Here is a 22,684-nt window from a genome sequence, read left to right as displayed (position 1 = left end):
CGGAAATGAAATTCCTTTTTCAATATATTTGGATTGGGGTCCAACTAATTTAATTGTTCATAGTCTACCCCATCAGCAGGTGAAAAATCAATTGTCTTTTGGCAAGCCGCTCTGATTTTTTGACGTGCGGTCGTTCCAATCTGACGATCCTGCCCAAAACGGACACCAGTCAATGCCAACGCCTCATCAAAGGTTAACTCAACAGTAACTTTATCCATACGCGTCTTATCCTGCGCATTCATAAAAGATCACCTCACGGGTTATTTGTGATGGAACCGACGTGCACTTACCCTAAAACAGGCGATAGAAACAGCATAGCTGCCTCCCTGAAGAATAATCATTAGCAACGGATAACTTTTATCTTCAGGATCGAAAACAGTCCTTTTATTGTATGTCTGGTACCGCTTACAATATAACACATTGTGTAACCTTTTTCAATCCGCAACGCCATAAAATACGCACATTTTATTGACTAGTTCGGTCAAATGATTCCCAATGAAGACTGATTTTTGTTACAATAGGGTGATCGTAAAAAAAGGAGTACACCCATGAAAACAGATTTATTGCCTGCTCCTCTCCTGTGGGGAGATAAACGGTTCCATACTTGGAATTACGAAATGCGTGAGCAATTTCAAAATAAAGTGTTCAAAGTCATGCTGGATGCCGGTTTTACCTGTCCGAATCGCGATGGCTCCATCGCTAAAGGGGGTTGCACCTTTTGTAGCGCACGCGGATCGGGTGATTTTGCCGGGCGTCGTCGTGATGATCTGGTCACCCAGTTCAATACGATTCGGGATCGGCAGCATCTAAAATGGCCAAACGCCAAATATATTGGCTATTTTCAAGCCTATACTAATACGTATGCCCCGGTTGAGGAACTGCGAGAATACTTCGAGGTTATTCTGGAGCAGCCCGGTGTTGTCGGTCTGTCCATCGCTACACGTCCTGATTGCCTGCCTGACGATGTAGTGGATTACCTTGCCGAGCTAAACGAACGCACGTACCTATGGGTCGAAATGGGTCTGCAAACTGTCCATGAATCGACCTCAGAGCTGATTAACCGCGCTCATGATACTCAATGCTATCTGGATGCGGTGGAAAAGCTGCGCAAGCGGAATATCCGCGTGTGCGCCCACATTATTTATGGTCTGCCCCAAGAGACGCATGAAATGATGCTCGATACGGGACGGGCGGTAGCCGCTATGGATGTGCAGGGCATCAAAATCCACCTGCTGCATCTCATGCGCAAAACGCCCATGGTCAAGCAGTATGAAGCGGGATTGCTACGCTTTCTGGAAAAGGACGAATACGTTAAGCTGATAGTTGATACGCTGGAGTTTTTACCTCCCGAAATGATCGTTCATCGGTTAACCGGAGATGCCCCACGCGATTTGCTAATGGGACCCATTTGGTCGCTTAAAAAATGGGAAGTGCTTAATGCCATTGATCATGAACTGAAGTCACGTGAAACGTGGCAGGGAAAATACTGGAGGCAACCTTAAATGGGCTTCCTATCCGTCCTGGGCTACGCTCATCAATTGGTGGCTGCGCGGGTGCAGCCAGGCGATACTGCTATAGACGCCACCGTCGGCACAGGAGCAGATACGTTGTTTCTGGCAAAAGCTGCTGGTAAACGGGGCCGTGTCTATGGCTTCGACATCCAACAAGAAGCACTGCATTGCGCCCGTCGTCGACTGGAAGAAAACGCTTCTCCTTCATTAGCAGAAGTATCGCTACTGCTACAAGGTCATGAGCAAATGCGGGAGGCCGTTCCGGACATGCTGCATGGCAAAGTCGCTGCGGTCATGTTTAACCTCGGCTACTTGCCTTCCGAAGGCGCCGATCCTACGGTCATCACCCATACAGACAGCACGCTCGTCGCACTTGATGCTGCCTTACAATTGCTGCGACCACGCGGCATTCTGACTGCCGTGTTATATCCAGGACACGCCGGAGGCAGTGAAGAAGCAGATGCCGTTCTTCAATGGGCTTCTGCTCTCCCGGTCTCCAGTGGTCAAAGCATTATTTATCGACAATTACAACGAGCCGCTTCGCCTTTCGTAGTGGCGGTTGAGAAGAAATAATGTCGGATTTTAAACTCAGGTTATGAGCGGCTTTTTAAGCCGCCTTACATATATTATTTTTCAAGCTCGTTTGGGCACTATTCATCCCAGTTTATTGCCACAGCGGCACGTTATTGATTTCCCTATTCTGTTAAGTCGCACTCATTACTCAATATGGAGGAGAGAAATTATGCTAAAGCCATACCCGCTGCAATTTCAACCTGAGTTCAAAGAGAGAGTTTGGGGAGGACGGGCCTTAGAGCAATTTGGTCTAACCCCACCAGAAGGACATATCGGGGAAGGATGGATGATTGCCGATCATCCAAACGGAACAACAACGGTTATCAATGGTGAGCTGGCAGGCAAAGGACTGGATGAAATCCGCGAGACCTACGGGCAGGATTGGCTCGGGGCCAAGGGTGTATCGGAAAAAGGCGGACGATTCCCACTTTTGATCAAACTACTGGATTGTAATGATGACTTATCCGTTCAGGTGCATCCGACAGATGATTACGCAGGACTTCCAGCCGGAGAATTAGGAAAAACTGAAATGTGGTACGTGCTTGATGCCAAGCCAGATGCCAAGATTATTTATGGTCTGACCGAAGGTGTAACCCGCGAGAGTCTGCGCTCAGCTCTTGAAAGTGGGGATATCCTTGGCAGTTTGCGCCAGGTTCCAGTCGAAGCAGGCGATACGTTCTTCATCCCCGCCGGAACCGTACATGCACTGTGTGCAGGCGTTGTCGTTGCTGAAATCCAGCAAAATTCGGATACTACCTATCGCTTATATGACTACAATCGCCCCGGACTGGACGGCAAGCCTCGTGAGTTGCATATCGAGGATTCCCTCAATGTAACCTCCTACGAAGGTGCAGGCGCAACAACGATGAAAACGGACGGCTTACAGCCTGGTAAATGGCTCCAGTTGGCAGCCTGTGAGTATTTTGTTGTGGAAAAGGGTATCGTAGATGGAAGTTGGGCACTTTCTACAACGGAAGACAGCTTCACCATTCTCGTGATTTGTGAAGGCAGTGGGACCATAACATGGAACAATAATACCGAGTCTCTTTCCTGTAAAGCTGGAGATTGCTTCCTGTTGCCCGCTAACCTGAGTGGTTACACGCTGAATGACGGAATGACCGTACTTAGATCTTATCTTCCTTAAAGCTTAAAGGATGTGATGTCTAATTATGCGGGAATACACCTTCACCATCGCTGAAAATGACGGAACAGAGCTTTTTGCCTACCGCTGGCTGCCTGATCAGAATTTGCCCATTAAGGGGATTGTCCAAATTTCGCATGGTATGTGTGAGACGTCCTATCGCTACATCCGACTGGCCGAAAAACTTACTGCTTGCGGTTATGGCGTTTATGCCAACGATCATATCGGTCACGGGCGCACGGCTGGTGATCCTGATAAGCTGGGTATGCCGGGAGCTAATGCGTTTAATCGAATGGCAAACGGCATGCTGGAGCTAGGCGAAATTGCAGCTAAGGAATTCCCTGATCAGTCTCGTTTTTTGCTGGGTCACAGCATGGGGTCCTTTTTAACCCAGAAAATTATGTATGATGATCGGCAAACGTATCACGGGTTTATTTTATCGGGAACCAACGGACGACGTGGTCTCCTAAAACTCGGAGAGCAAGTTGCTCTACTGCAAGCCAAGTTGCAAGGAATGGATCATCGCAGCATGCTGCTCAACGCTATGGTCTTTGGCGGCTTTAATCGTGCCTTTCGTCCGGTGCGTACGGCGTTCGACTGGCTGTCCCGTGATCCTGAGGAAGTAGATCAATTTGTGCACGACCCATTATGTGGAGCTATATGTACGACAGGCTTTTTTCTGGATTTTTTCAGGCTATTACAAGAAATCCACTGGCCTTCCTCGCTGAAACACATCAATCCCAAACTGCCAGTCTATATTTTTGCCGGGGATCGTGATCCAGTGGGTTTGTTCGGTAAAGGTGTGTTATCACTAGTGGAAATGTATCGAAGCCTAGAGCTTCAGGACATCGAATATCGCCTCTATCCTGACGGTCGCCATGAGATGCTTCATGAAACAAACCGCGACGAGGTGATGAGTGACATCGTGGACTGGCTCGACCGTCATGTTAACACAGGGGTGACCTCTGTTTCCGCATTGTCTGGAGACTCCGAGGCACCTGGACATTCAACCTCGCCCAAGTCATCAACCTTGTGAAGAAATAAGAAAAGAAACCTTTAAAACCACGATTAAAGTGGGATTGAAGGTTTCTTTTTTATTCCCTTATATTCATTTGGATATAGTTTTAATAATCACCATGCATTCCGTTCTCTCAGGGAAGTAATATGAGCTGTGTGATGCTTGCCATGCCAGGCATAGATGCCGATGTTTCGTTCCAGGCGGATCGTCTGGCCCGATTCAGGATGAATAAATGTTCGGTGTAGCTGATCCTCTCCCAACGATCGTAACACGGTCACCCACCGTTCATGCAGTCCTTCCAGCAATTGCAACGAAGGTTCAAGTGGAAGCTCCCTGGCGTCTGGTATTTCGGCCCAACGCCCCTCATCATATGGCTTGATCGTCGGCGTATCCTCCGTCAGTGCCAGCTTAAAACGGATATAGCTGTTCATATGGCTATCTGCCACATGATGAACTACCTGCCGAATCGTCCAGCCCCCTTCGCGATAAGGCGTATTGAGCTGCTGCTCATTCAGCCCTTCGACCGCCTGACGCAGCTGTGCAGGCAATTCAGCAATGTCGTGAATCCATACGATAAGCTGTTCTTTTGTAATGGTATCTGGAACAACGAATGATCCTATCGGATAGCGCAAGTCTTTGTCCAAAACAGTTCCCGCCCTTCTCTACATCTACTGCCTGTAATGTCAGTTGCCTTATGTTATAACTATGCAGGAAAAAAAGCAGACTCGCAAGAGTCTGCTTGTGTCATACACGTAAAGAGGAGATACACTTGCCCGATTTATTTTATCCTTCGAGTAACAATGATTCCGGATCTTCCAGCAATTCTTTGACCGTTACCAGAAAACGAACCGCCTCACTACCATCAATAATCCGGTGATCGTAGGACAACGCGATATACATCATTGGACGATTTTCCATGCGTTCCTCGTCGATGGCAATCGGGCGAAGTTGGATCTTATGCATTCCCAAAATACCCACTTGCGGCGTATTGAGAATTGGCGTAGACAGCAGGGAGCCGAAAATACCTCCATTGGTTATAGTAAACGTTCCTCCTTGCAAGTCGGCCAGAGAAAGCGAATTGGAGCGTGCTTTGCCAGCCAAATCTGCAATACTTTTCTCGATCTCAGCAAAGCCAAGACGATCAGCATCTCGTACAACTGGCACGACCAAACCTTCCTTGGCAGATACAGCGATCCCGATATCATAGTATTTTTTCAGTACGATATCATCGCCATTAATCTCTGCATTCACGGTAGGGAAGCGCTTGAGTGCACCAACCACTGCCTTTGTAAAGAAGGACATAAAACCCAAGCCTACATCATGTTTTTCCTTAAACTTATCTTTACGGCGTTTACGCACATCGAGAATGGCGGTCATATCCACTTCATTAAAAGTGGTGAGCATGGCAGCTGTTTGCTGTGCTTCAACAAGACGCTTAGCGATCGTCGCTCTGCGCCGAGACATCCGCTGGCGTTCCACAGGCTTGCTGTACTCCGTTTGTGCTGGAGACGGAGGCGCAGGCTTGCTAGTAGCGGGAGACGCAGGTACAGATGCTGCACGTGACACTTCAGAGCTGTTATGCGTTTTTACGTCCTCCTGGAAAACACGTCCGAGCGGGTCCTTTCCCTGTACCTGCTCAAGATCAATCCCGCGCTCACGCGCCAACTTCCGGGCGGATGGTGATGCCGTCTGGCCATTCCCTTCGCCATTCGATGAAATAGGCGGTGCAGACTTTTCTTCTGCTTTAACGCCGCCTCCTACGGAAGACGGTGAAGTCGCTACGGACGGTACTTCAGGCGCTTGAGTCGCTGCAACTTCTCCAGCACCGGTTGATTCCGCACCACCACTGCCGCTTCCGATCAAGCCAACAGCTTCACCGATGACCACAGTATCTCCCTCCTGACGAAGGATTTTCTGGACCACACCTGCTTCTTCCGCACTAATTTCCAGATTGACCTTATCGGTTTCCAGCTCCAGTAGAACATCTCCCTGTCCTACGGAATCCCCTTCCTTCACAAGCCATTTGGAGATTGTTCCTTCCGTGATGGATTCTCCCATTGCTGGCACTATAATATCGCTCACAGCCGCTACCTCCCAAGTGTAATATTGTTTTTGGAATCCTGCTTCAACGCCGATTGAATAATTCGCTGTTGTTCTAGGCTGTGTACTTGCTGATAACCGCTGGCCGGGCTTGAACGATCTGGTCTGCCTGCGTAACGAATTTCCGCTCCCTGTGGCACTACATTCCGCAGACGAGGTTCAATGTAACTCCACGCCCCCATATTTTTAGGTTCTTCCTGAGCCCATACGAACTCCTTAACATGCGGGAAGCGGCCGAAAATATTCCGAATTTCCTCTTCCGGGAAAGGGTATAGCTGCTCCACACGAATAATATGCAGACGCTCTTCTGCCTCATTCTTATCCTTTTCCAATGCTTCTTCGAGATCGATGGCAATCTTGCCACTGCACAGTACAATGCGCTCTACACGATCCGGACGTGCACCCAGACCAGGCTGTTCCAACACAGGACGGAATGCTCCTTCGCTGAATTCAGAAGCAGGCGAAGCGACACGATTATTACGAATCAGGCTCTTCGGCGACATCATCACAAGCGGGCGGGCTTCCTCACTTTCGCTTAATGCAGCCTGACGGCGTAGCAGATGGAAATACTGTGAGGCACTGCTCAAATTAGCGACAGTCCAGTTATTTTGTGCGGACAACTGGAGAAAACGCTCCAGACGTGCGCTTGTATGCTCTGGTCCTTGTCCTTCGCTACCATGCGGTAACAGCATCACCAGACTCGATTTCTGTCTCCATTTGGCACGGCCCGCGGAGATGAATTGGTCAAAAATAACCTGTGCACAGTTAGCAAAATCGCCGAATTGTGCTTCCCAAATCACTAACGTTTCAGGAGAATACACGTTATAGCCATATTCAAAGCCGAGGACAGATGCCTCAGACAATGGACTGTTATGAATACTGAATGAAGCACGTGCTTCCGGCAATGTATGCAACGGGCAATGTGTACGGCCTGTTTCAGGCTCATGCAGCACAAGGTTACGGTGAGCAAATGTAGCCCGCTCCGCATCCTGACCTGTCATACGAATAGGCTTGCCGTCTGCAAGAATGGTGGCCAAAGCCAGCGTCTCCGCCAAGCTCCAATCTACCTTTTCCCCTTCGTTCAGAGCGGTTTTTCTACGCTGTAAAATTCGATCCAGCTTCGGATATACATGAAAAGCCTGTGGCCATTTGAGTAAGTTTTCATTGATTTGGCGCAGCTTTTTCAATTCCACTGCAGTACGTACCATAGAATTCTGATTCTTTTTCGCCTTCACAGGACTCATTTCCGGCTCTTGTTCCGGTTGATTCTTCACATGCTCATGCGCTTCCTTCAGTCTGTTTTGGACCTTTTCAATGAGACCGGCACTAAACGCTTCATCCACTATACCCTGCTTCATCAGCTTTTGAGCATATAATTTGCTCACCGTCGGATGATTCTTCACCTTACGGTATACCAGCGGTTGTGTTGTTTCCGGGTCATCGGATTCATTGTGACCATAACGACGGTAACCAATCAGATCAATCAAAAAATCCTTCTTGAAACGATTGCGATATTCACCAGCCATACGTGCCGCTGCAATGCAGGCTTCAGGATTATCCGCGTTCACATGTACAATTGGAATTTCATAGCCTTTAGCCAAATCACTGGCATAACGGGTCGAACGTGAATCGACACTCTCTGTCGTAAAACCCAAACGATTATTCACAATAATATGGACCGTGCCGCCATTACGGAAGCCACGCAAATTTGTGAAATTAAGTGATTCTGCCACGATACCTTCACCTGGGAAAGCCGCATCACCATGCATAATAATTGTAGCTGCCTTGCTCACATCCAGCTTCGGATAACCAGCCTCACTGCGATCTTCCTGTGCAGCTCGTGAAAATCCTTGTACTACCGGATTTACATATTCCAGGTGACTCGGGTTATTCGCCAATGTCAGACGGGCCTGCACTGCTTCCCCATCTTTTACAAAACGATCAGCACCCAGATGATATTTCACATCGCCAGTCCAGCCGTAGTTAATTCCTGTGGAACCTTCTGACGGGATCAAATCCTTATTCGGCGAATGATGAAATTCAGAGAAAATTTTACTGTAAGGCTTGCCCAGCACATGAGCCAGTACATTCAAACGGCCGCGATGCGCCATACCCATCAGGACATGACTTGCTCCTGCATTTGTCGTTAGACGAATAATCTCGTCGAGAACAGGGACAAGCACATCATTACCCTCGATGGAAAAACGTTTCTGTCCGACGAATGTTTTATGCAAAAACTCTTCGAACTGTTCTACTTCTACCAATCTGCCTAGCAACGACTTGCGTTCCTGTGTTGTAAGTGGCTTGGAGGACCAGCCAGATTCTGCATAGCTGTTCAGCCAGCGGCGTTCCTCCTCGTTATGAATATGACTAAATTCATAGGCAATCGGACCTGTGTATGCTACACGTAACCGTTGAATGGCTTCCCATCCGTTAAGTGTTCCCGCAGGAGCGTTATCCCATATTAAAGAGGCTGGAAAAGCCTTCAAGTCTTGTTCAGTTAAACCGTAAGATGCTGGATTAAGCAAGCGTGTATCCTGCTCTGCATCCAGTTCCAGCGGATCGATTTGGGCGGCTAAATGTCCGTACTCACGGATATTCCACACCATTTTCCCCGCTGTAACCGCTTTCTGTAATGTGTTTGAATCAAGGTGCCCCAAAGCACTTGTGGGGGGGCCTTGCAATTTGTTGTCTATCATGGAAGCAGCCGAATATTCGGATTGTGGCGGCTCACCCCATTGATCAAACAGCTCGCGGTAAGCCGGATCAACCGTTCCGGGGTCCGCTACATACTTTTCATACTGATCCTGCACATAACCTAGATTAGGTCCATAATACGCCTGCCAAGGTACCTGTCTGCTGCTCTCTTCCATTGTCATCTCGTTCCCTCCGTCAAATTTTGAAATTCATAGCTGGACGGAAATCATTTTCATTTTTTATTAAGTCTTCAATTTAAGTTGTTCACAATATGCTCACATTATATGAAATCCTTCATCAAAAGTCGAATTTCACAATTCTTATTCCTCTTCCATTGTATAAAGTTTTCTAGCTAGGAGCATTTCCTTTTTCTCAACATATCCATGCGTAAATGAGATGAATCGGGCTAATCTGTAATCAAACACCTGGCAACTTAAATAACCAGCCGTTGGATATCAACCGTCGGCTGGTTATTTAAGTTTATATTGCTCCTCATACTACGCCAAACCATTTTGAAAATAACTTCCCAGTCCACCTCACTATGATTATCGTTAACAGCAGAATTTAAAAGGCAGAGGGTCCGATACGATGCAAATTCAAACTTAAAGTGACATTAAAGTCACTTTTCTGTACAATATTCCTACTTTTCACTATTATTTTAATTAGGCATCTAAAAACCGCTTTGAAAGCGAAAGGGATGGAACTGTGACTGGATTAAAACAAGTACTCAGAAACAAGAATTATGTCAGGTTTTTTCTGGCAACCTTCGCCTCACAAATGGGAGGAATTATCGGGGTTACTGCATTCATGTTTTATTTGTTGAAGCGGTTTACAAATCAGCCATACTATGCAACGCTTGCCGAGTTAATGTATTCGCTCCCGATGCTGGTAGTATTTCTCGTGGTTGGAGTGCTGGCAGATCGGATGGACAGACAAAAAATTGCTGTTAATTGTGACTGGATCAGCGCTTTTTTATCCTTATGTTTGCTTATTTTTATTTGGGTCGATTCGATTCCTTTGATATTTGCCCTCCTCTTCATTCGTAGTGCTGCCTCCAAATTCTTCTTCCCAGCCGAAAGTGCCATTATACAGGGGATATTAAGCGAAGATGATTACACCATTGCCGCAGGCCTCAATCAAATGATGGGGAGTCTTTTCATGTTATTTGGAGGAACTCTGGGGGCTGTCGTCTACTGGCACTTTGGAATTACTGGAGCCATCCTAATTGATGCGATTTCTTTTATTGTGTCTGCTCTGCTTATTCGTTCCTGCAAAATTCCAAAGGAAGTACGCCTTCCGAACGGGGCACATCATTTCAAACAATTAAAATTCAAACTTGTCATGATCGATTTTAAACAAGGGTTTCTTTACATATTACGCAACAGACTATTGCTTTGGTTGGTTTCAGGCTTTTTTATGTTCGGTATTTTAAATGGTGGTTTTAGCGTTTTACCGATGTTTATTCTTAAATATAAGCTAGCTCCAGGCAACTATGAGCATTATATGGTATGGACAGGTATTATTTTTGGAGCTGGTGTGTTGCTTGGTACCCTAATCGCTTCTCTCATCTCCGCCAAGCTAAAGCTACACCAAATGATTGCAGCGGGAGTTCTGGTAGCCGGAATAGGTATGTGCATACTAGGATTTGTTGACCACATCTACGCTTTTCTGATTATCAACTTTGTCATTGCACTGATACTTCCGTTCATTAACATTGGCATAGGAGGATGGCTTCCTCGTATTGTAGATCCTCAAATGATGGGACGTGTGCAAGGCTTGATTAATCCGTTAATGATGCTGTCCCAATCTCTTACATTAGGTTTCATTGCTATAAGCTTTCCTTCATTTATTTCAATTGAGCTCTTGTTTTTATTAGTTGGGGTCTGTACCGTTATTGTAGGAATATACTACACTATTGTGCTTCCCCGTTATGCTGATTACAGCACTTCTTCCAAGACCCTTCAGGAATCTTTATAGTCAAATAAAAAAGTCAAACAGCAGACCATTCCGCCAGCATTGTTGAGTTGCCACTTCTGCCTCCGAATCCAGTGCAGAGGTGGCTTCATCATATCTCCTCTCAAATGCTCCACAAGTACATACGTTGGTTGCATACGACTAGCTCGTCACAACCCAGTAGATACATAGACCGATAGGGTATGTAATATTCAAAAAAAACGCCCGGCAGACGCATTAGCTGCATCAACAGGACATTTTGATTGAAATCGGAGTAGCGGGATTCGAACCCACGACCTCACCCACCCCAAGGGTGCGCGCTACCTAGCTGCGCTATACCCCGATAACCAAGTGTATGTAGATCGATGCTGTTATTTACCATTATATTCTGGTCATAAAATCCTGTAAAGGGATTATTTTCTCATCCTTCCGTTGCATTTTTAAGTTGTTTTCATTATGGTAGATACAAAAGTTAAGAGGTCAAAAACAGAGATCATAGGAGCTAACCATGCAAAGCAAAAAAGTGCTTATACCCGTTGCATTACTTCTTTTAATACAGTTAAGTGTTCCTATCTTCTATACCTTTGCACAGGATAACCTTGTCATAGATCATGAAACGAAAGAGAGAATCAAAGAACAATATGGCTTGGATGAACCGGAATTTCCTTCATCAAAGCAGCAGCAAAACATATTATTGGGAGGTGATTTTGGATTTACTCCCTCTGGTGATGCTGTTGTAGTGGAATTGACCATATTGATTCGGTATCCGCTCATTTTTATCAGTCAACAACTGGTACATTCACTGAAATCATAATTTTTTTTCTACAAGTTCCATGATATAGAGCATAAGAATCATTTATTTCGTAGCAAGTTGTCTGCCACTCGGGGTCACTTCATCCTTCTTATTGAAAAGGTTTAATTCAATGGGGCCCCTCCCATGTAGCCACAGCAGTTCATCGAATAAAAATGTCAGTCCATCCTTAGCGCGTAAGCGTTCGATGATCTCCGTAACAACTTGCATAACTTCCCCTTGTACACCCTCTGCCAGTTGCAAGCCTCCGCTCTCTCCATCTAGGTAAAGATGCGTATGATATGATTGCTCCACCTTCTTCACATGGCGCAAACACAGTATGCCATTTTCGAGGTAAAAGAAATATTGATGGTCATACAGAATCCCCTCGCATATCTCATACATATGAGGTAAATCATATGGCCCCTGAATCATGGATACCCGTTCCAATCCCATTACCCATTCTGTCATACATCCTCGCTCCATTCCTTTGTTCATTTATCACAGCTTAGTTCGATGAAATATTAACCTGTATTACAATTTATCCATTTTAAAAACCGCTCAAAATTATTATATAACGTTGTTATATGAATTTTATAAGGAAACTTCTATACGATTTTTAAGCCTCCTCACGCATTAATTGTTTTAGGATTATCAAAATAGTGACTGTTGCTAAATTTAAAGCATTTTGATACTATGAAGGCATCAACTTAGTTTACTTATAATCTTGTTAACTAGATTACTTAATTACAAATATACACTTATATTTCATACATGTCAACTAGTTTACTTGATTACTTTTTGGAGGAATTGTTATGATTAGATTTTCTCTTGATAAAATTATGAAGGACCGTGGACTCGAACAGAAAGATATTGTTTCTATTACGGGAATTAATAGGAATACGATTAAAGCTTTGGCCTCCAACGCAAACGCCCGAATTGACTTTCCAACCTTGAACACACTTTGTAGAACCCTTGGCGTACTCCCTGGTGAACTGATCGAATACTTGCCAGAAGACGACGAAGAGAGCCGTTAACATGCTTACGGCCCTCTGTTCTTTGTATAATCTCCAAAATACTTTTTTACCGATCTTCCCATTCAAATGATTTCGATCATCGTTAAACCATTCCTATTAGCGATTTCAAATAAACTCTTCCCATGGATGATAAATATCAAATAATGCATTAAGGTTACGTTGTCCCTTTAATACTGCAAACATTTTATTCGTTACGATCATGATCACATCCATATCTTTTTGCCTAGTCAAACCAGTGATAACAGGACGATTTACGCTAACATACGACTTAGGTTTAAAAACAACTCCCCAGTCCAATCCACTATGATTACTTTTTACAACCTCTCCTAGATAAATGGCAATATCCAGTGTAAAAGCTTGAGACTTTGTATCAAGTTTTTTATCATATATATAGCCCTTCAACCATTCTTCAGTTTCTGAATGCTCCTCTTCTAATTCCGAAGCACTTTTATTTTGAATCTGTACATTTCTTAGATACCATTCCCAAATGTCTATAAGCGAACGATCACTATAATCCAGATGTATCTGTGAAAATGCGCCAAGTTGCTCTAAACGTGAAGGTATTTGTCGTTTAAACCAATTAAAATGTTCTTTTGCTTCGTTTTTACTCATTTCAGAGTATTCTTTCATGACAAAAGGTGGTTGCATTAATTTATATTCCATTTTAAAAATTCCCTTCATGCTTTGCTATCTTAATTCGAAGAAAAATTCACGGTAACACCACCTGATACTAAGATCGTTAGATGCTCCGTAAAATATTGCTGTGGTAAAAATCTATAACCTCTCTCTTCTTGATCCCATTCTTCCTCGAATCTTTCCAAGAAATAATGTACGTTTTTCCAATGGATCGTGAACGGTCCTACTGTCCCAAAACCTCCACAGAGACAGTCCGATATACTGTCCAAGCTAAATCCATAGTACCCTCCGGGCCCATTAATCGCTTCACCAGTGCTATGAAAAATGTTGTAAAATCAGATATGTATTCACCGTCCAAGGTGTAGACTTCTCCTCGTTTATCCAGTCTGGCAAAATGATTAGATGCAGATCACTGTTTCTTCATCATTTAAAATAGCAATGTACAAGTTGTATATAGATTGTTTTAACTTCGTTATGTTTTCTATGAATTCTTCGTTAAATACAAATTGCTCAAAAATGATCTTTTCATATGTTTCGACAATGATATCACCCGCTAAACCAACCACATCTCTACAATAACCAACTGTGAGCCCACTTTCATCGTCAATGACAGCAAATCTCGGCCTCATTTTATATCATACCTCCTCACAATAATTTTAAGGAATGTAGCATTTTAAGGCATCACTTTTAGCTTCTTGGGTAGAATAACCAATTATTTTGAAGCCGATAAGGATTGAGATCCTCTACACTTTTTATTTTCTTTAGATCTTCTGCAGGTATTGCAAAATAAATTTTCCCCTTCTCAGACTTAAACGTTAACGAAGCATCATACTTCTTTTCAACAATCCACTGCTTTATTTCCAACATCTCTTGAAGATAATGAGTGGCTGAAAAGTTACCTTTAATACAAATTGAAGCTTCTGAGGAGAGTTTTTGACTAACCTTAGAATAGCTTGGAACCTCGTCATGGTAGGTTAAAGCATCCCGCCCCATATGAGAAACATTTATGATGACTTCTGCATCTGATCCTGTAACTTGCTTTACTTTTTGGGCCACTGCCGTCTTTAGCTCATCCCTCCACACAGAAGAGGCATAGTTATCCATCATTTGCCTATAATAGTCTTCTTCCACCAAAAAAGAAATTCCTGAGTCAGAGATCACATTTGCTATAAATTTATCATTCTTAAAATCATAATCAACTGAATCAATTTTCCAGTTCATAGTGTACGTTTTATGTAGGTAGTCAGTAACGTTACTCCGAAATTGGACTCTTTCTATCGGACTTCCTGTTGTAATGGATACAACTGTATATGCAATTACAATGATGATCACGAATAAAACAGTTTTTTTTACCACTCCAACCAAACCTCTCTAATAAAAGAATCATGTAAAAAGCTCTAAAGATTCCAGCAAAAAGTCACGCTTATATTTGTTTTTATAATCGGCTAGCTTTCTTCTTATCTTTTGTCTACATATGTCCTTTTGCGCCTTAGTAATTTTATCTTGTACGGTACTTATCAGTTGATAAGATTGTCTACTCGCTTCAAAGGTATCATCCAGTAAATCTACCAGCGCCACAACATGAGTAGATACGTCAAAAAATTCTAAAGCATATAACAGTGTTCCTCTATTCCCCTTGGTCTTTGGATTTCTTAACAAGTCGATAAGAGGCAACACCGCTTCACGGTCTCCTAGATCAGCTAACGTAATGGCGATTACATTTCTTAGCAATACACTATCTGTCGTTGCCAAATATCTCAATAATATTGGAGTGAATGTATGGTCCAGCTTTTCACCTATCTCCTCTATAATCCTTACCGCTTCCTTTAAATCTCCACTTTCTATGACTTCTTCTAATCGCATTTTGTTCATAGTTTACCAACCCACCTTATTACAATATATAGCAACTATCCAGCCTTAATGCAATTCAATAATTTACATATGATAACAATCCGATGTCTCTTTTGTATATAGCGAACATTGTTGAGACCCTAAATAAATATCCACTCATTGATTTAAAGTAAACAAAATGTTATATTGTCTATAAAATAATCATCATTTAATTGAGGTGTTTGCTAAAATGGATCATTCCGAACTATTCTGGAATACTGGAATTGAAGAACTGAAGCGAGGATATATTCGCCAAGAAGAACAGGTAATTTGCCTGCTGGACGGACAGCGATTTGAGCAAGGCATCATATATCAGGATCAAGGGGTATTTTATGACGCGGAGAGGTACATGCGACTTCATATTGAGCGGACGTACGGTTCGGTCTTTGACTATTTGATCGGTCTGGACAAAAAGCTGACTGGACTGACGGATCATCAGAATCGGTTGCTTCAGTTATTTTATCAAGGCATGGGCGATGCGGATATTCAAAAGGAAACTGGAATCGGTAGCGCATCTACCATACGTAATCATCGCTTTGGTCTCAAAGAAAAAGAACGACAGGCCAAGGTATTTCTCACATTAATGGAGCTGCTAAAGGAGAAAGACAGTCACGCTCCCGCCATTGTAGAAGTACCAGTACAAGCACGGATGGTGGACGAACGCTACAACATTACGGAAAACGAGCGGCAAAAGGTACTCACGAAGTATTTTCCGAATGGGACAGACGGACGCCTAAAGACCTTTAAAATGCAAGAAAAGCACAAGCTGATTGTGCTGCGTGAAATTGCGGGCCGTTTTGTAAAGGGACAAATATATCATGAGAAAGATATCAATGCGATTTTACAGGAAGTATATGACGATTATGTCACGGTGCGAAGATATATGATTGAATACAATCTATTGGATCGTAAGCCGGATGGCAGTGAATATTGGTTGAAGGAATCTTGAAGCTCAACGTTTATACAATAGGAGGATTCGACAATGAATCGAAGAAAAGAATTGGTGCAGCAGTACATGGAGATGAAGACAGAGGCAGGAATCTATTGCATTCGCAATACACGTAATGGGAAAATTTTCGTCTCTTCCACGCCGAATTTAAAGTCGCTGAATGGACGGCGTTTTGAGCTGAACATGGGTGGATTTAAGAATAAACAACTGCAACAGGAATGGAATGAGTATGGCGAAGATTCGTTTGAATTTGAAGTGCTGGACGTTTTGAAGAAAAAGGACTCAGCGTTCTTTGATGTCAAAGATGCACTGATAAAGCTGGAGCAGACCTGGCTTGATCGACTCCAGCCATACGGAGACAAGGGATATTTGTAAACTTACCGATCCACGGAAAACTCCTTCCGAAGGTAGCCAAAAATAACAGCGTCGACAAACTGACCTTTTTCATAAAAATAGTCTCTCAGGTGACCTTCTTTAGTAAAGCCACTTTTGAGCAGTAGCCGTCTGGAGCCTTCGTTATCTGGATCAATGAAGGCTTCTATACGGTGAACCTGCGGCAATTGAAAGCCATAATTCACGACCACCTTCATCGCTTCTGTCATCAGACCTTGCCGCCAATATTCCGGTGCCAGCTCATACCCAATTTCAATACGGGAGTGCTCCTTGTGCCAGTTATGGAATCCAATTGTACCCACGATCCGCTCAGGAGCTTCTTTTAACGTAATCCCCCAACGAAAGCCCTCTTGCTTCTCATATCTGGTTAGCATCGAACGAATAAATTTTTCGGCTTGCTCTACCTCTGTAAAGCTTTCCAAGTCATAATATTGTGTGACCTCATCCTTGGAAAAATAGCCGAACACATCCGCCGCATCCCCTACTGTAAGCTGCCTTAAACGAAGCCTATCGGTTTCTAAAATCGGAAACGTTTCCATTGACATTATCCATCTCCTTCTTCACATCGAAGAACCTATCTTATCAGCCACCAGCCAATCCCAACCATCACTCCATTTATGAAGAATAATACAATACATGCTCTCCACTTGTGGATTCCACTTGTTTGAAAAAAACCTGTGACTTTACTACGACACATGAACAACGTAAACAACAAATTCCAAATAATACGCATACCATATTTTACGTAGTATAGAGCAGGGTTTAGCTGTACACCGCCCAACGTTGGAGGGACATCCGGAATAAACAGAATTGCACACGTATAACGCATGGTCTCATATGTAAAATAAAATACTGCCAGCCACCAAGCCCACTTCTTGCCAAATAACATACCGACACCGGCAGTCGTCCCTGCCAAACCGAGTAACGCGATAAATCCTTGAAACATGCCCCTACAAATGCCTACTAACGTAGAAGCCTCATTTAATGCATTAAGCGTCAATAGCTGGGTCACCAACAGAAGTGCCCCATTAAAGATCAATAAAATGGCTGAAATGCTTACACCTAAAGGTCGTTCGAAAACCACGTTCGTTACATAATCTTCTACTTCTTTTTTCGTATACAGATCTGACACTTCTTCTACTCTCCTAACCCAAATTATATACTTCCATTTTCGGGCGGGTATAATAACAGTATGTTCTCGCCTCATTCCCATATATCGGCTTTTAGGAAAATATGATTTAATCTTTCCTGAAAATTCCGTTATCCGTAAGCTAATTATTATTATTCAGTGCAGCCATACAGCTAATGATCATCCTCTAATGGTGTCTAATTAGCTTCATGAGAATCTTTATCATTAACAGAATCCCAAATAGAGTAATATCTATCCTTATACTACCATTCCAAGAATGAATCTGACAAATGAATGGACTACTACTCGCGCTTATGAATGTACACGCGTTATTTTCGTGGCCCTGTATCCTTCAGATGACTGGATATACTCTACTTGATAACCCATTCGGGCATCCAAAAGCTCTTCCATAAACGGAAGGCACGGACTGTAAATAAAACTCCCTCCTGGCCGAATGGCTCTGAGCAATTCCATATATTTGCGAGCGTACTCATGAATATTACCATCTGCCTTCAGATGATGATGTATAAAATGATTGGAGAATGCCATATGTGAAATGATCGTCCCCCATGCACTTTCTCCAAAGGTGGTCTCTAACCAATCTCCTCGAGTGACACAACCTTCTGTTTCAGCCAGCCGATCTGTTCCGTAAGCCTCAATTCCACAGGCACGTAAATAAGTAATTAACCGTGCCTCAGATCCGCAACCAACATCTAGAACAGGCTCTTGTAAACGAGCAATGTCCAATCCTAGTAGATTAGCTTGCAACTCCGGCGTATATTCCTCACAAGGTATCCAAAAGGTATACTCACACTCTGCATACTTAGCAAACATTTCACGTCCATTGGTACGAGTTAAAAAATCTCTCAAATGTCCGTAATGCTGCTGAAGCAGCAAGTCCAGGATTGCTCTATCTATAGATTTCTTCTGGAACAACTTTTCAATCCGAGTGAAGAGTCGATCATACAGCTCCGTAAGCTCCCTCGCATGATCTGTGTGAAAATGTAGATACTGATTGGTATTTACAAACTGGGACAGTATTTTAGCCGCTACATCCGTCACAAAAGCGTTATACGTATGCTGGCGCTTCAAGCTTTGAAGCATGAGGATCAGCTCCGAGCTTCTCTGCGTCAGCCAGTACGTCATTTCTGTTGAAGGTCCTAACAGAACAGAACCCTCGCGCATATAAAATAAACTCCGATGCTGATTGTACAGGAGTTGACCGTTAATAAGATTATGAAGTTGAGCGACTGTCATTCTCGCTTCCTCCTTAAGATCCAGAACATTAAAGCCCTACCCAAGCCTAAGCAATGCTATCTTTGGGTAGGGCCAGCTTATTTTCTAAGTATACCATGACTATGGAAATAATGTTTTATTGCGAACCTTCCGCCTGTACATAAGAGGATAAAGGAATGTTCAGCTCACGTATTCCCTGAGCTACCAGCCGAGCTATTTGCTCCGCACCGTATTCCTGAAAATGTGTATCATCCTTCACTCCATCAGGAAATGCAGGATACACCCCTGGCTCCACATGTAAAAATAACGGGAGTGTTCCTTCGAGGCCAAGTGTATCATAGTATGCTACACTCAAGCGGCTAAGATCGACCAGTGCAACATTTGTCTCCGATGCTGTTTCCTTCATGGCCTGCACATATTCCGGGAAACTAATCCGAAACGAGGCACTTGCCGCATCATAATCCCGGCGGCCAACAGGAGTAATTAGCACAGGTGTTGCACCGCGTTGTACGGCTCCTTGGATGTAGGTTTTTAAGTAAACTTTGTAATCCGCGGGTGAAACATAACGCTCTTGATTGTTGATCGCGGCATCATTATGTCCAAACTGAATGAGCAGATAATCTCCTGGTCGGATATTGCGTAAAATATCATCTAATCGCCCTTGTACCAGAAAGGTTTTCGTGCTTCGTCCACCAATAGAACGGTTCACAAAAATAGGCTCATCTGTGAAGAACGGAGCAATCATTTGCCCCCAGCCCGCTTGAGGCTTCATCGCGGATTTATAGGTTTGAACCGTAGAATCTCCCGCAAGATATACCGAAGGGCGTTCTCCAGCCGTTCGAGCATCCTTTGGAGTAATAACCAAAGCGTTAATCTTCGCTTCATTACCTGAGAAATACAATTCGAGCTGACCGTCGATGAGTGCAAGTTCAAATCCAGCCTCGACAAATTGTCCTGCTGTTTTGGTAGTAGGTTCTACCTTGACAATGGACTCGGCTTTAACCGTAATGTCTGTGTTTCCGGCAGTATCTCCGGCAATAAGGGAAAGCGTGTAATCCGCAGGTGGTAAATTGACAACAAATGATGATCCTTGAACACGAACAAAATCTGAGCGTATAGCATCACTTCCACCACGATCCTCTTCATCCACCTTGGAAAGATCGGTAAATCCATAGCCTCGCTCAGGCGTGTAAACATCCTTGGCAGTCACTTGGGTGTAGCCGTCAGCTACGTTCCCTGGGCCAAAGTCGAAACGAAGAGGCGCCGCAAGCTGTCTTTCGGCCAGTGCCTGCCCTGGGATAAGTATGGTTGCAAACAACAAGCTGAATCCTGCGCATAATCCAATCATCTTACCGAACAACCTGTGACGCTTTCCCTTTTGTTTCAAGCGCAACCCTCGCTTTTCAGGTTATTTGAGTGGTTTGTCATTGTCTCTACGTGTATTGCTCCCCGCCAGCTTTTGACAGCCTTGATCCAGCGCCCAGGATACCACAATGCCAACCGTGTACCTGATCAGATCCGCGGTCAGAAACCCTTTCCCAAGCACCAAGCCACCCAGCGTCGTTGCCCGAATGTGGTTAATCCAGGGAGCCTGGTACATCTGGCTGAACTCAATAGCGAAGCAAAACAGCAAGCTGCCCCACAGGGCTACAGACAATTGACGATTCACCCACAACATTCTCAGCCCAAAATAAATCATGCACGCCCACAAAGCATCCCCAAAGTGATTAGCAACGAATTCAGGCAACTGGGAGGAGAAAACCCGGCTTCCCAAACCCAACAAAATCGTGACCAGCACAGCAATTAGGTACGCAGCGCGGGCCTTCCAGCGGAATTTCGCCTTTATTTCCCGATTGGCCTTCCTGATGATGCTCTTACGAACGCTCCTCATGCTAAATCACCTGTCCTAATGCTGGGACATCTTCGCCAAGCTGCTGGAAATTCGTAAAGCATCCTCTCTTGGATAGCGCTTGCAAGATTGCTGAACCTTTTGCTGATGACATATTGTATGCACACTAACTTGTCTGTATTTTTCATAATATAATTAATCATAATGAGCCTCCGTAATATCGTACAAACCATCAGCAACTTCCAAACTGTTCATGTGAGGATACTAGAATTCAATACCACGCACCTTGGCAAAAACCATTTCGTGTGCCATGCTTCCCTCTTCATCATACTCGACGTTTCTTAAAATCCCCTCCAGTGTAAAACCTGCACGTTCCGCTACCTTGGCGCTGCGTGTGTTTCTGGAATCACAACGAATCTCCACCCGATTGGCATTCAAATGCTGTATGGCAAAATTCGTAATACCGTGCACGGCCTCTGTGATAATGCCTTTTCCGGTCCATGATGTTCTGAGCCAATACCCAATTTCAAATCTTCGTGCATCCCAATCAATACGATGCAGACCGCTGCTGGCTACAAATTCTCCCGAAACCGTATCAAATATATACAACATCATATCAGACCGATCCAGAAATTTAAGTCTGGCTTGGCGCGAACGGATTTCAGATTCCTCTGCCGTAGGAAGATTTCTTGCAAACGGAAGCCAAGGCCGCAGTTCATTCGCACTCTCTCGCATCGCCTCATTGACAGCCGCCCCATCCCCCCACTGCGGGGCACGTATGGTCAATCGTTCCGTCTGGAATTGGTCAGGGAACGATAAGAGAATGGGATTCGTTTGCTGCTCCATACTCATGATGCACCCTCCTCCTTATTCGTTGAATAACTGCGACGATCCAGCCAACCTGTGATTTCACGCAAACTCCCAATCTGATAGTCCGGTACAATGCCCGTTTCCTGCCACGTCATAAAGCCTTCCAGCCAGATGGTATGCAATCCTGCACTTTGTGCACCACGAATATCATTTGTCGGGTGATCGCCTACATAGCAGGCATGGCCGGGATCGACAATGCCCAGCTCATTCAGAGCCAACTCGAAAATTCGAGGATTAGGCTTCTGGATGTTGACGCCGCCCGATACGATAATAGAATCCACATAATCCCTCAGCATAACTCGGTCGATTTTCGCTTGCTGCGTACGGAGTGAGCCGTTGGTAATAATACCAAGCTTCAAGCCACGCGACCGCAGTTCGGACAGCACTTCCTTGGCCCCGTCCATCAACACCGTAAACTTATGAAATTCACCATACCAAAAGCCCAACATCTCTTGTACTGACGTATCGGGATTTTTCAGTTCCAAGTCTGCGTGCAGCTCGGTATACAGTTCCCTCTTATCCCGATATCCGTCCTGATCCGCCAAACGTATCCGTTCAACGACAGCCGCGCGGATCGCAGGTTCTTCTGCCACAATAAATCGTTCTATAAAGCGCTCTGTATATGCCGCAAACGCCTGTTTACGATGAATAAGAGTATTATCCAGATCAAAAATAATCGCTTCTATGGACATAAATAACTCCCTTCCTTCATCCTCTTGCACCGATTAGGTTGAAACAAATTGAATAATTCCTATTAGAAATAAAAGAAAAAAAATAGACAAGAAAATGATGATCATGTACTTCAAGATTCTCTTGGAGGTCGACTTTTGTTCCAGTTTGGTCTCGATCTGGGTCAACCTTTCTTTGATTTCTTCCAAATCCTGCTCCACCTTCACATCATGCTCCCCTTTC

The 22,684-nt window shown here is 44.2% G+C and carries 26 protein-coding genes and 1 tRNA gene; 9 read left to right on the top strand and 18 right to left on the bottom strand.

Annotated elements, in window-relative coordinates; translation table 11 throughout:
- Positions 1–44: 44 nt before the first annotated feature.
- The gene (locus WA407_RS11550; protein WP_013309373.1) at positions 45–242 is read right to left on the bottom strand and encodes a hypothetical protein; all 198 of its coding nucleotides are present in this window, start codon (positions 240–242) and stop codon (positions 45–47) included.
- A gap of 306 nt (positions 243–548) precedes the next feature.
- Between WA407_RS11550 and WA407_RS11545 the strand changes: the two genes are divergently transcribed.
- The 4 genes from WA407_RS11545 to WA407_RS11530 all read left to right on the top strand — a co-directional run bounded on the left by WA407_RS11545 (position 549) and on the right by WA407_RS11530 (position 4,261).
- Positions 549–1,502: a TIGR01212 family radical SAM protein gene (locus tag WA407_RS11545; RefSeq protein WP_250267864.1), complete on the top strand. Its 954-nt coding sequence runs from the start codon at positions 549–551 to the stop codon at positions 1,500–1,502.
- Positions 1,503–2,084: a class I SAM-dependent methyltransferase gene (locus WA407_RS11540; protein ID WP_250267863.1), complete on the top strand. Its 582-nt coding sequence runs from the start codon at positions 1,503–1,505 to the stop codon at positions 2,082–2,084. It abuts the gene before it with no gap.
- Between the two features lie 169 nt (positions 2,085–2,253).
- Positions 2,254–3,228 carry a type I phosphomannose isomerase catalytic subunit gene (locus WA407_RS11535; protein WP_254351390.1) on the top strand — a complete coding sequence of 325 codons (975 nt, stop codon included), beginning with the start codon at positions 2,254–2,256 and terminating at the stop codon, positions 3,226–3,228.
- Positions 3,229–3,253: 25 nt separating this feature from the next.
- Complete coding sequence (locus WA407_RS11530) at positions 3,254–4,261, top strand: alpha/beta fold hydrolase (protein ID WP_235307870.1); 1,008 nt, start codon at positions 3,254–3,256, stop codon at positions 4,259–4,261.
- Between the two features lie 95 nt (positions 4,262–4,356).
- Here WA407_RS11530 and WA407_RS11525 read toward each other — a convergent pair whose 3' ends face one another.
- From WA407_RS11525 to WA407_RS11515, 3 genes are all read right to left on the bottom strand, one after another.
- Positions 4,357–4,887: a YfiT family bacillithiol transferase gene (locus WA407_RS11525; RefSeq protein ID WP_336077400.1), complete on the bottom strand. Its 531-nt coding sequence runs from the start codon at positions 4,885–4,887 to the stop codon at positions 4,357–4,359.
- A 139-nt stretch (positions 4,888–5,026) separates the two neighbouring features.
- The gene (gene odhB / locus WA407_RS11520; protein WP_235307869.1) at positions 5,027–6,325 is read right to left on the bottom strand and encodes a 2-oxoglutarate dehydrogenase complex dihydrolipoyllysine-residue succinyltransferase; all 1,299 of its coding nucleotides are present in this window, start codon (positions 6,323–6,325) and stop codon (positions 5,027–5,029) included.
- Between the two features lie 5 nt (positions 6,326–6,330).
- Positions 6,331–9,222, bottom strand: coding sequence for a 2-oxoglutarate dehydrogenase E1 component (locus WA407_RS11515; RefSeq protein WP_250267858.1), 2,892 nt, complete (start codon positions 9,220–9,222; stop codon positions 6,331–6,333).
- A 523-nt stretch (positions 9,223–9,745) separates the two neighbouring features.
- Between WA407_RS11515 and WA407_RS11510 the strand changes: the two genes are divergently transcribed.
- Positions 9,746–11,017 (top strand): MFS transporter, encoded by a 1,272-nt coding sequence (locus WA407_RS11510; RefSeq protein ID WP_235307866.1) that lies wholly within the window; start codon positions 9,746–9,748, stop codon positions 11,015–11,017.
- A gap of 245 nt (positions 11,018–11,262) precedes the next feature.
- On the opposite strand, the gene WA407_RS11505 is transcribed toward WA407_RS11510, so the two are convergent.
- A tRNA-Pro gene (locus tag WA407_RS11505) sits at positions 11,263–11,336 on the bottom strand.
- A 165-nt stretch (positions 11,337–11,501) separates the two neighbouring features.
- On the opposite strand from WA407_RS11505, the gene WA407_RS11500 reads away from it, so the two are divergent.
- On the top strand, positions 11,502–11,807 hold the full coding sequence (locus tag WA407_RS11500) for a hypothetical protein (RefSeq protein ID WP_076158061.1): 306 nt from the start codon (positions 11,502–11,504) through the stop codon (positions 11,805–11,807).
- 42 nt (positions 11,808–11,849) lie between these two features.
- Here WA407_RS11500 and WA407_RS11495 read toward each other — a convergent pair whose 3' ends face one another.
- The gene (locus WA407_RS11495; RefSeq protein WP_235307865.1) at positions 11,850–12,254 is read right to left on the bottom strand and encodes a hypothetical protein; all 405 of its coding nucleotides are present in this window, start codon (positions 12,252–12,254) and stop codon (positions 11,850–11,852) included.
- 344 nt (positions 12,255–12,598) lie between these two features.
- Here WA407_RS11495 and WA407_RS11490 point away from each other — a divergent pair, with 344 nt between their 5' ends.
- Positions 12,599–12,820, top strand: a complete 222-nt coding sequence (locus WA407_RS11490; RefSeq protein WP_235307864.1) for a helix-turn-helix domain-containing protein — start codon at positions 12,599–12,601, stop codon at positions 12,818–12,820.
- Between the two features lie 105 nt (positions 12,821–12,925).
- Here the strand turns inward: WA407_RS11490 and WA407_RS11485 are convergent, their stop codons facing one another.
- The 5 genes from WA407_RS11485 to WA407_RS11470 all read right to left on the bottom strand — a co-directional run bounded on the left by WA407_RS11485 (position 12,926) and on the right by WA407_RS11470 (position 15,328).
- Positions 12,926–13,483 carry a hypothetical protein gene (locus WA407_RS11485; RefSeq protein WP_235307863.1) on the bottom strand — a complete coding sequence of 186 codons (558 nt, stop codon included), beginning with the start codon at positions 13,481–13,483 and terminating at the stop codon, positions 12,926–12,928.
- 29 nt (positions 13,484–13,512) lie between these two features.
- Positions 13,513–13,725, bottom strand: a complete 213-nt coding sequence (locus tag WA407_RS26750; protein ID WP_235307862.1) for a hypothetical protein — start codon at positions 13,723–13,725, stop codon at positions 13,513–13,515.
- Between the two features lie 129 nt (positions 13,726–13,854).
- Complete coding sequence (locus WA407_RS11480; protein ID WP_235307861.1) at positions 13,855–14,085, bottom strand: hypothetical protein; 231 nt, start codon at positions 14,083–14,085, stop codon at positions 13,855–13,857.
- 58 nt (positions 14,086–14,143) lie between these two features.
- Complete coding sequence (locus WA407_RS11475; RefSeq protein WP_336077399.1) at positions 14,144–14,677, bottom strand: hypothetical protein; 534 nt, start codon at positions 14,675–14,677, stop codon at positions 14,144–14,146.
- Positions 14,678–14,839: 162 nt separating this feature from the next.
- Entirely contained in the window at positions 14,840–15,328 is a 489-nt protein-coding gene (locus tag WA407_RS11470; protein ID WP_336077398.1) for a HEAT repeat domain-containing protein, read from the bottom strand.
- 208 nt (positions 15,329–15,536) lie between these two features.
- Between WA407_RS11470 and WA407_RS11465 the strand changes: the two genes are divergently transcribed.
- Positions 15,537–16,295, top strand: a complete 759-nt coding sequence (locus WA407_RS11465; protein WP_336077397.1) for a DUF2087 domain-containing protein — start codon at positions 15,537–15,539, stop codon at positions 16,293–16,295.
- Positions 16,296–16,328: 33 nt separating this feature from the next.
- Positions 16,329–16,670: a GIY-YIG nuclease family protein gene (locus WA407_RS11460; RefSeq protein WP_254327678.1), complete on the top strand. Its 342-nt coding sequence runs from the start codon at positions 16,329–16,331 to the stop codon at positions 16,668–16,670.
- A 2-nt stretch (positions 16,671–16,672) separates the two neighbouring features.
- Here WA407_RS11460 and WA407_RS11455 read toward each other — a convergent pair whose 3' ends face one another.
- The 7 genes from WA407_RS11455 to WA407_RS11425 all read right to left on the bottom strand — a co-directional run bounded on the left by WA407_RS11455 (position 16,673) and on the right by WA407_RS11425 (position 22,464).
- The gene (locus WA407_RS11455) at positions 16,673–17,233 is read right to left on the bottom strand and encodes a GNAT family N-acetyltransferase (protein WP_254327677.1); all 561 of its coding nucleotides are present in this window, start codon (positions 17,231–17,233) and stop codon (positions 16,673–16,675) included.
- Between the two features lie 29 nt (positions 17,234–17,262).
- The gene (locus WA407_RS11450; RefSeq protein WP_250261988.1) at positions 17,263–17,820 is read right to left on the bottom strand and encodes a hypothetical protein; all 558 of its coding nucleotides are present in this window, start codon (positions 17,818–17,820) and stop codon (positions 17,263–17,265) included.
- A 309-nt stretch (positions 17,821–18,129) separates the two neighbouring features.
- Positions 18,130–19,074: a class I SAM-dependent methyltransferase gene (locus tag WA407_RS11445; RefSeq protein WP_250261989.1), complete on the bottom strand. Its 945-nt coding sequence runs from the start codon at positions 19,072–19,074 to the stop codon at positions 18,130–18,132.
- A gap of 115 nt (positions 19,075–19,189) precedes the next feature.
- Positions 19,190–20,401, bottom strand: a complete 1,212-nt coding sequence (locus WA407_RS11440) for a rhamnogalacturonan acetylesterase (protein ID WP_254327982.1) — start codon at positions 20,399–20,401, stop codon at positions 19,190–19,192.
- Between the two features lie 60 nt (positions 20,402–20,461).
- Positions 20,462–20,944, bottom strand: a complete 483-nt coding sequence (locus WA407_RS11435) for a ribosomal maturation YjgA family protein (RefSeq protein WP_165176205.1) — start codon at positions 20,942–20,944, stop codon at positions 20,462–20,464.
- Between the two features lie 222 nt (positions 20,945–21,166).
- On the bottom strand, positions 21,167–21,754 hold the full coding sequence (locus WA407_RS11430; protein WP_254327674.1) for a GNAT family N-acetyltransferase: 588 nt from the start codon (positions 21,752–21,754) through the stop codon (positions 21,167–21,169).
- Positions 21,751–22,464 carry an HAD family hydrolase gene (locus WA407_RS11425; RefSeq protein ID WP_254327673.1) on the bottom strand — a complete coding sequence of 238 codons (714 nt, stop codon included), beginning with the start codon at positions 22,462–22,464 and terminating at the stop codon, positions 21,751–21,753. Before WA407_RS11425 ends, WA407_RS11430 begins: the two co-directional genes overlap by 4 nt.
- Positions 22,465–22,684 lie beyond the last annotated feature (220 nt).

The sequence above is a fragment of the Paenibacillus sp. 203 genome (genome assembly GCF_037027525.1).
In the GTDB taxonomy this organism is placed as follows: Bacteria; Bacillota; Bacilli; order Paenibacillales; family Paenibacillaceae; genus Paenibacillus; species Paenibacillus polymyxa_B.
This window is presented reverse-complemented; position numbering and strand designations above follow the sequence as displayed.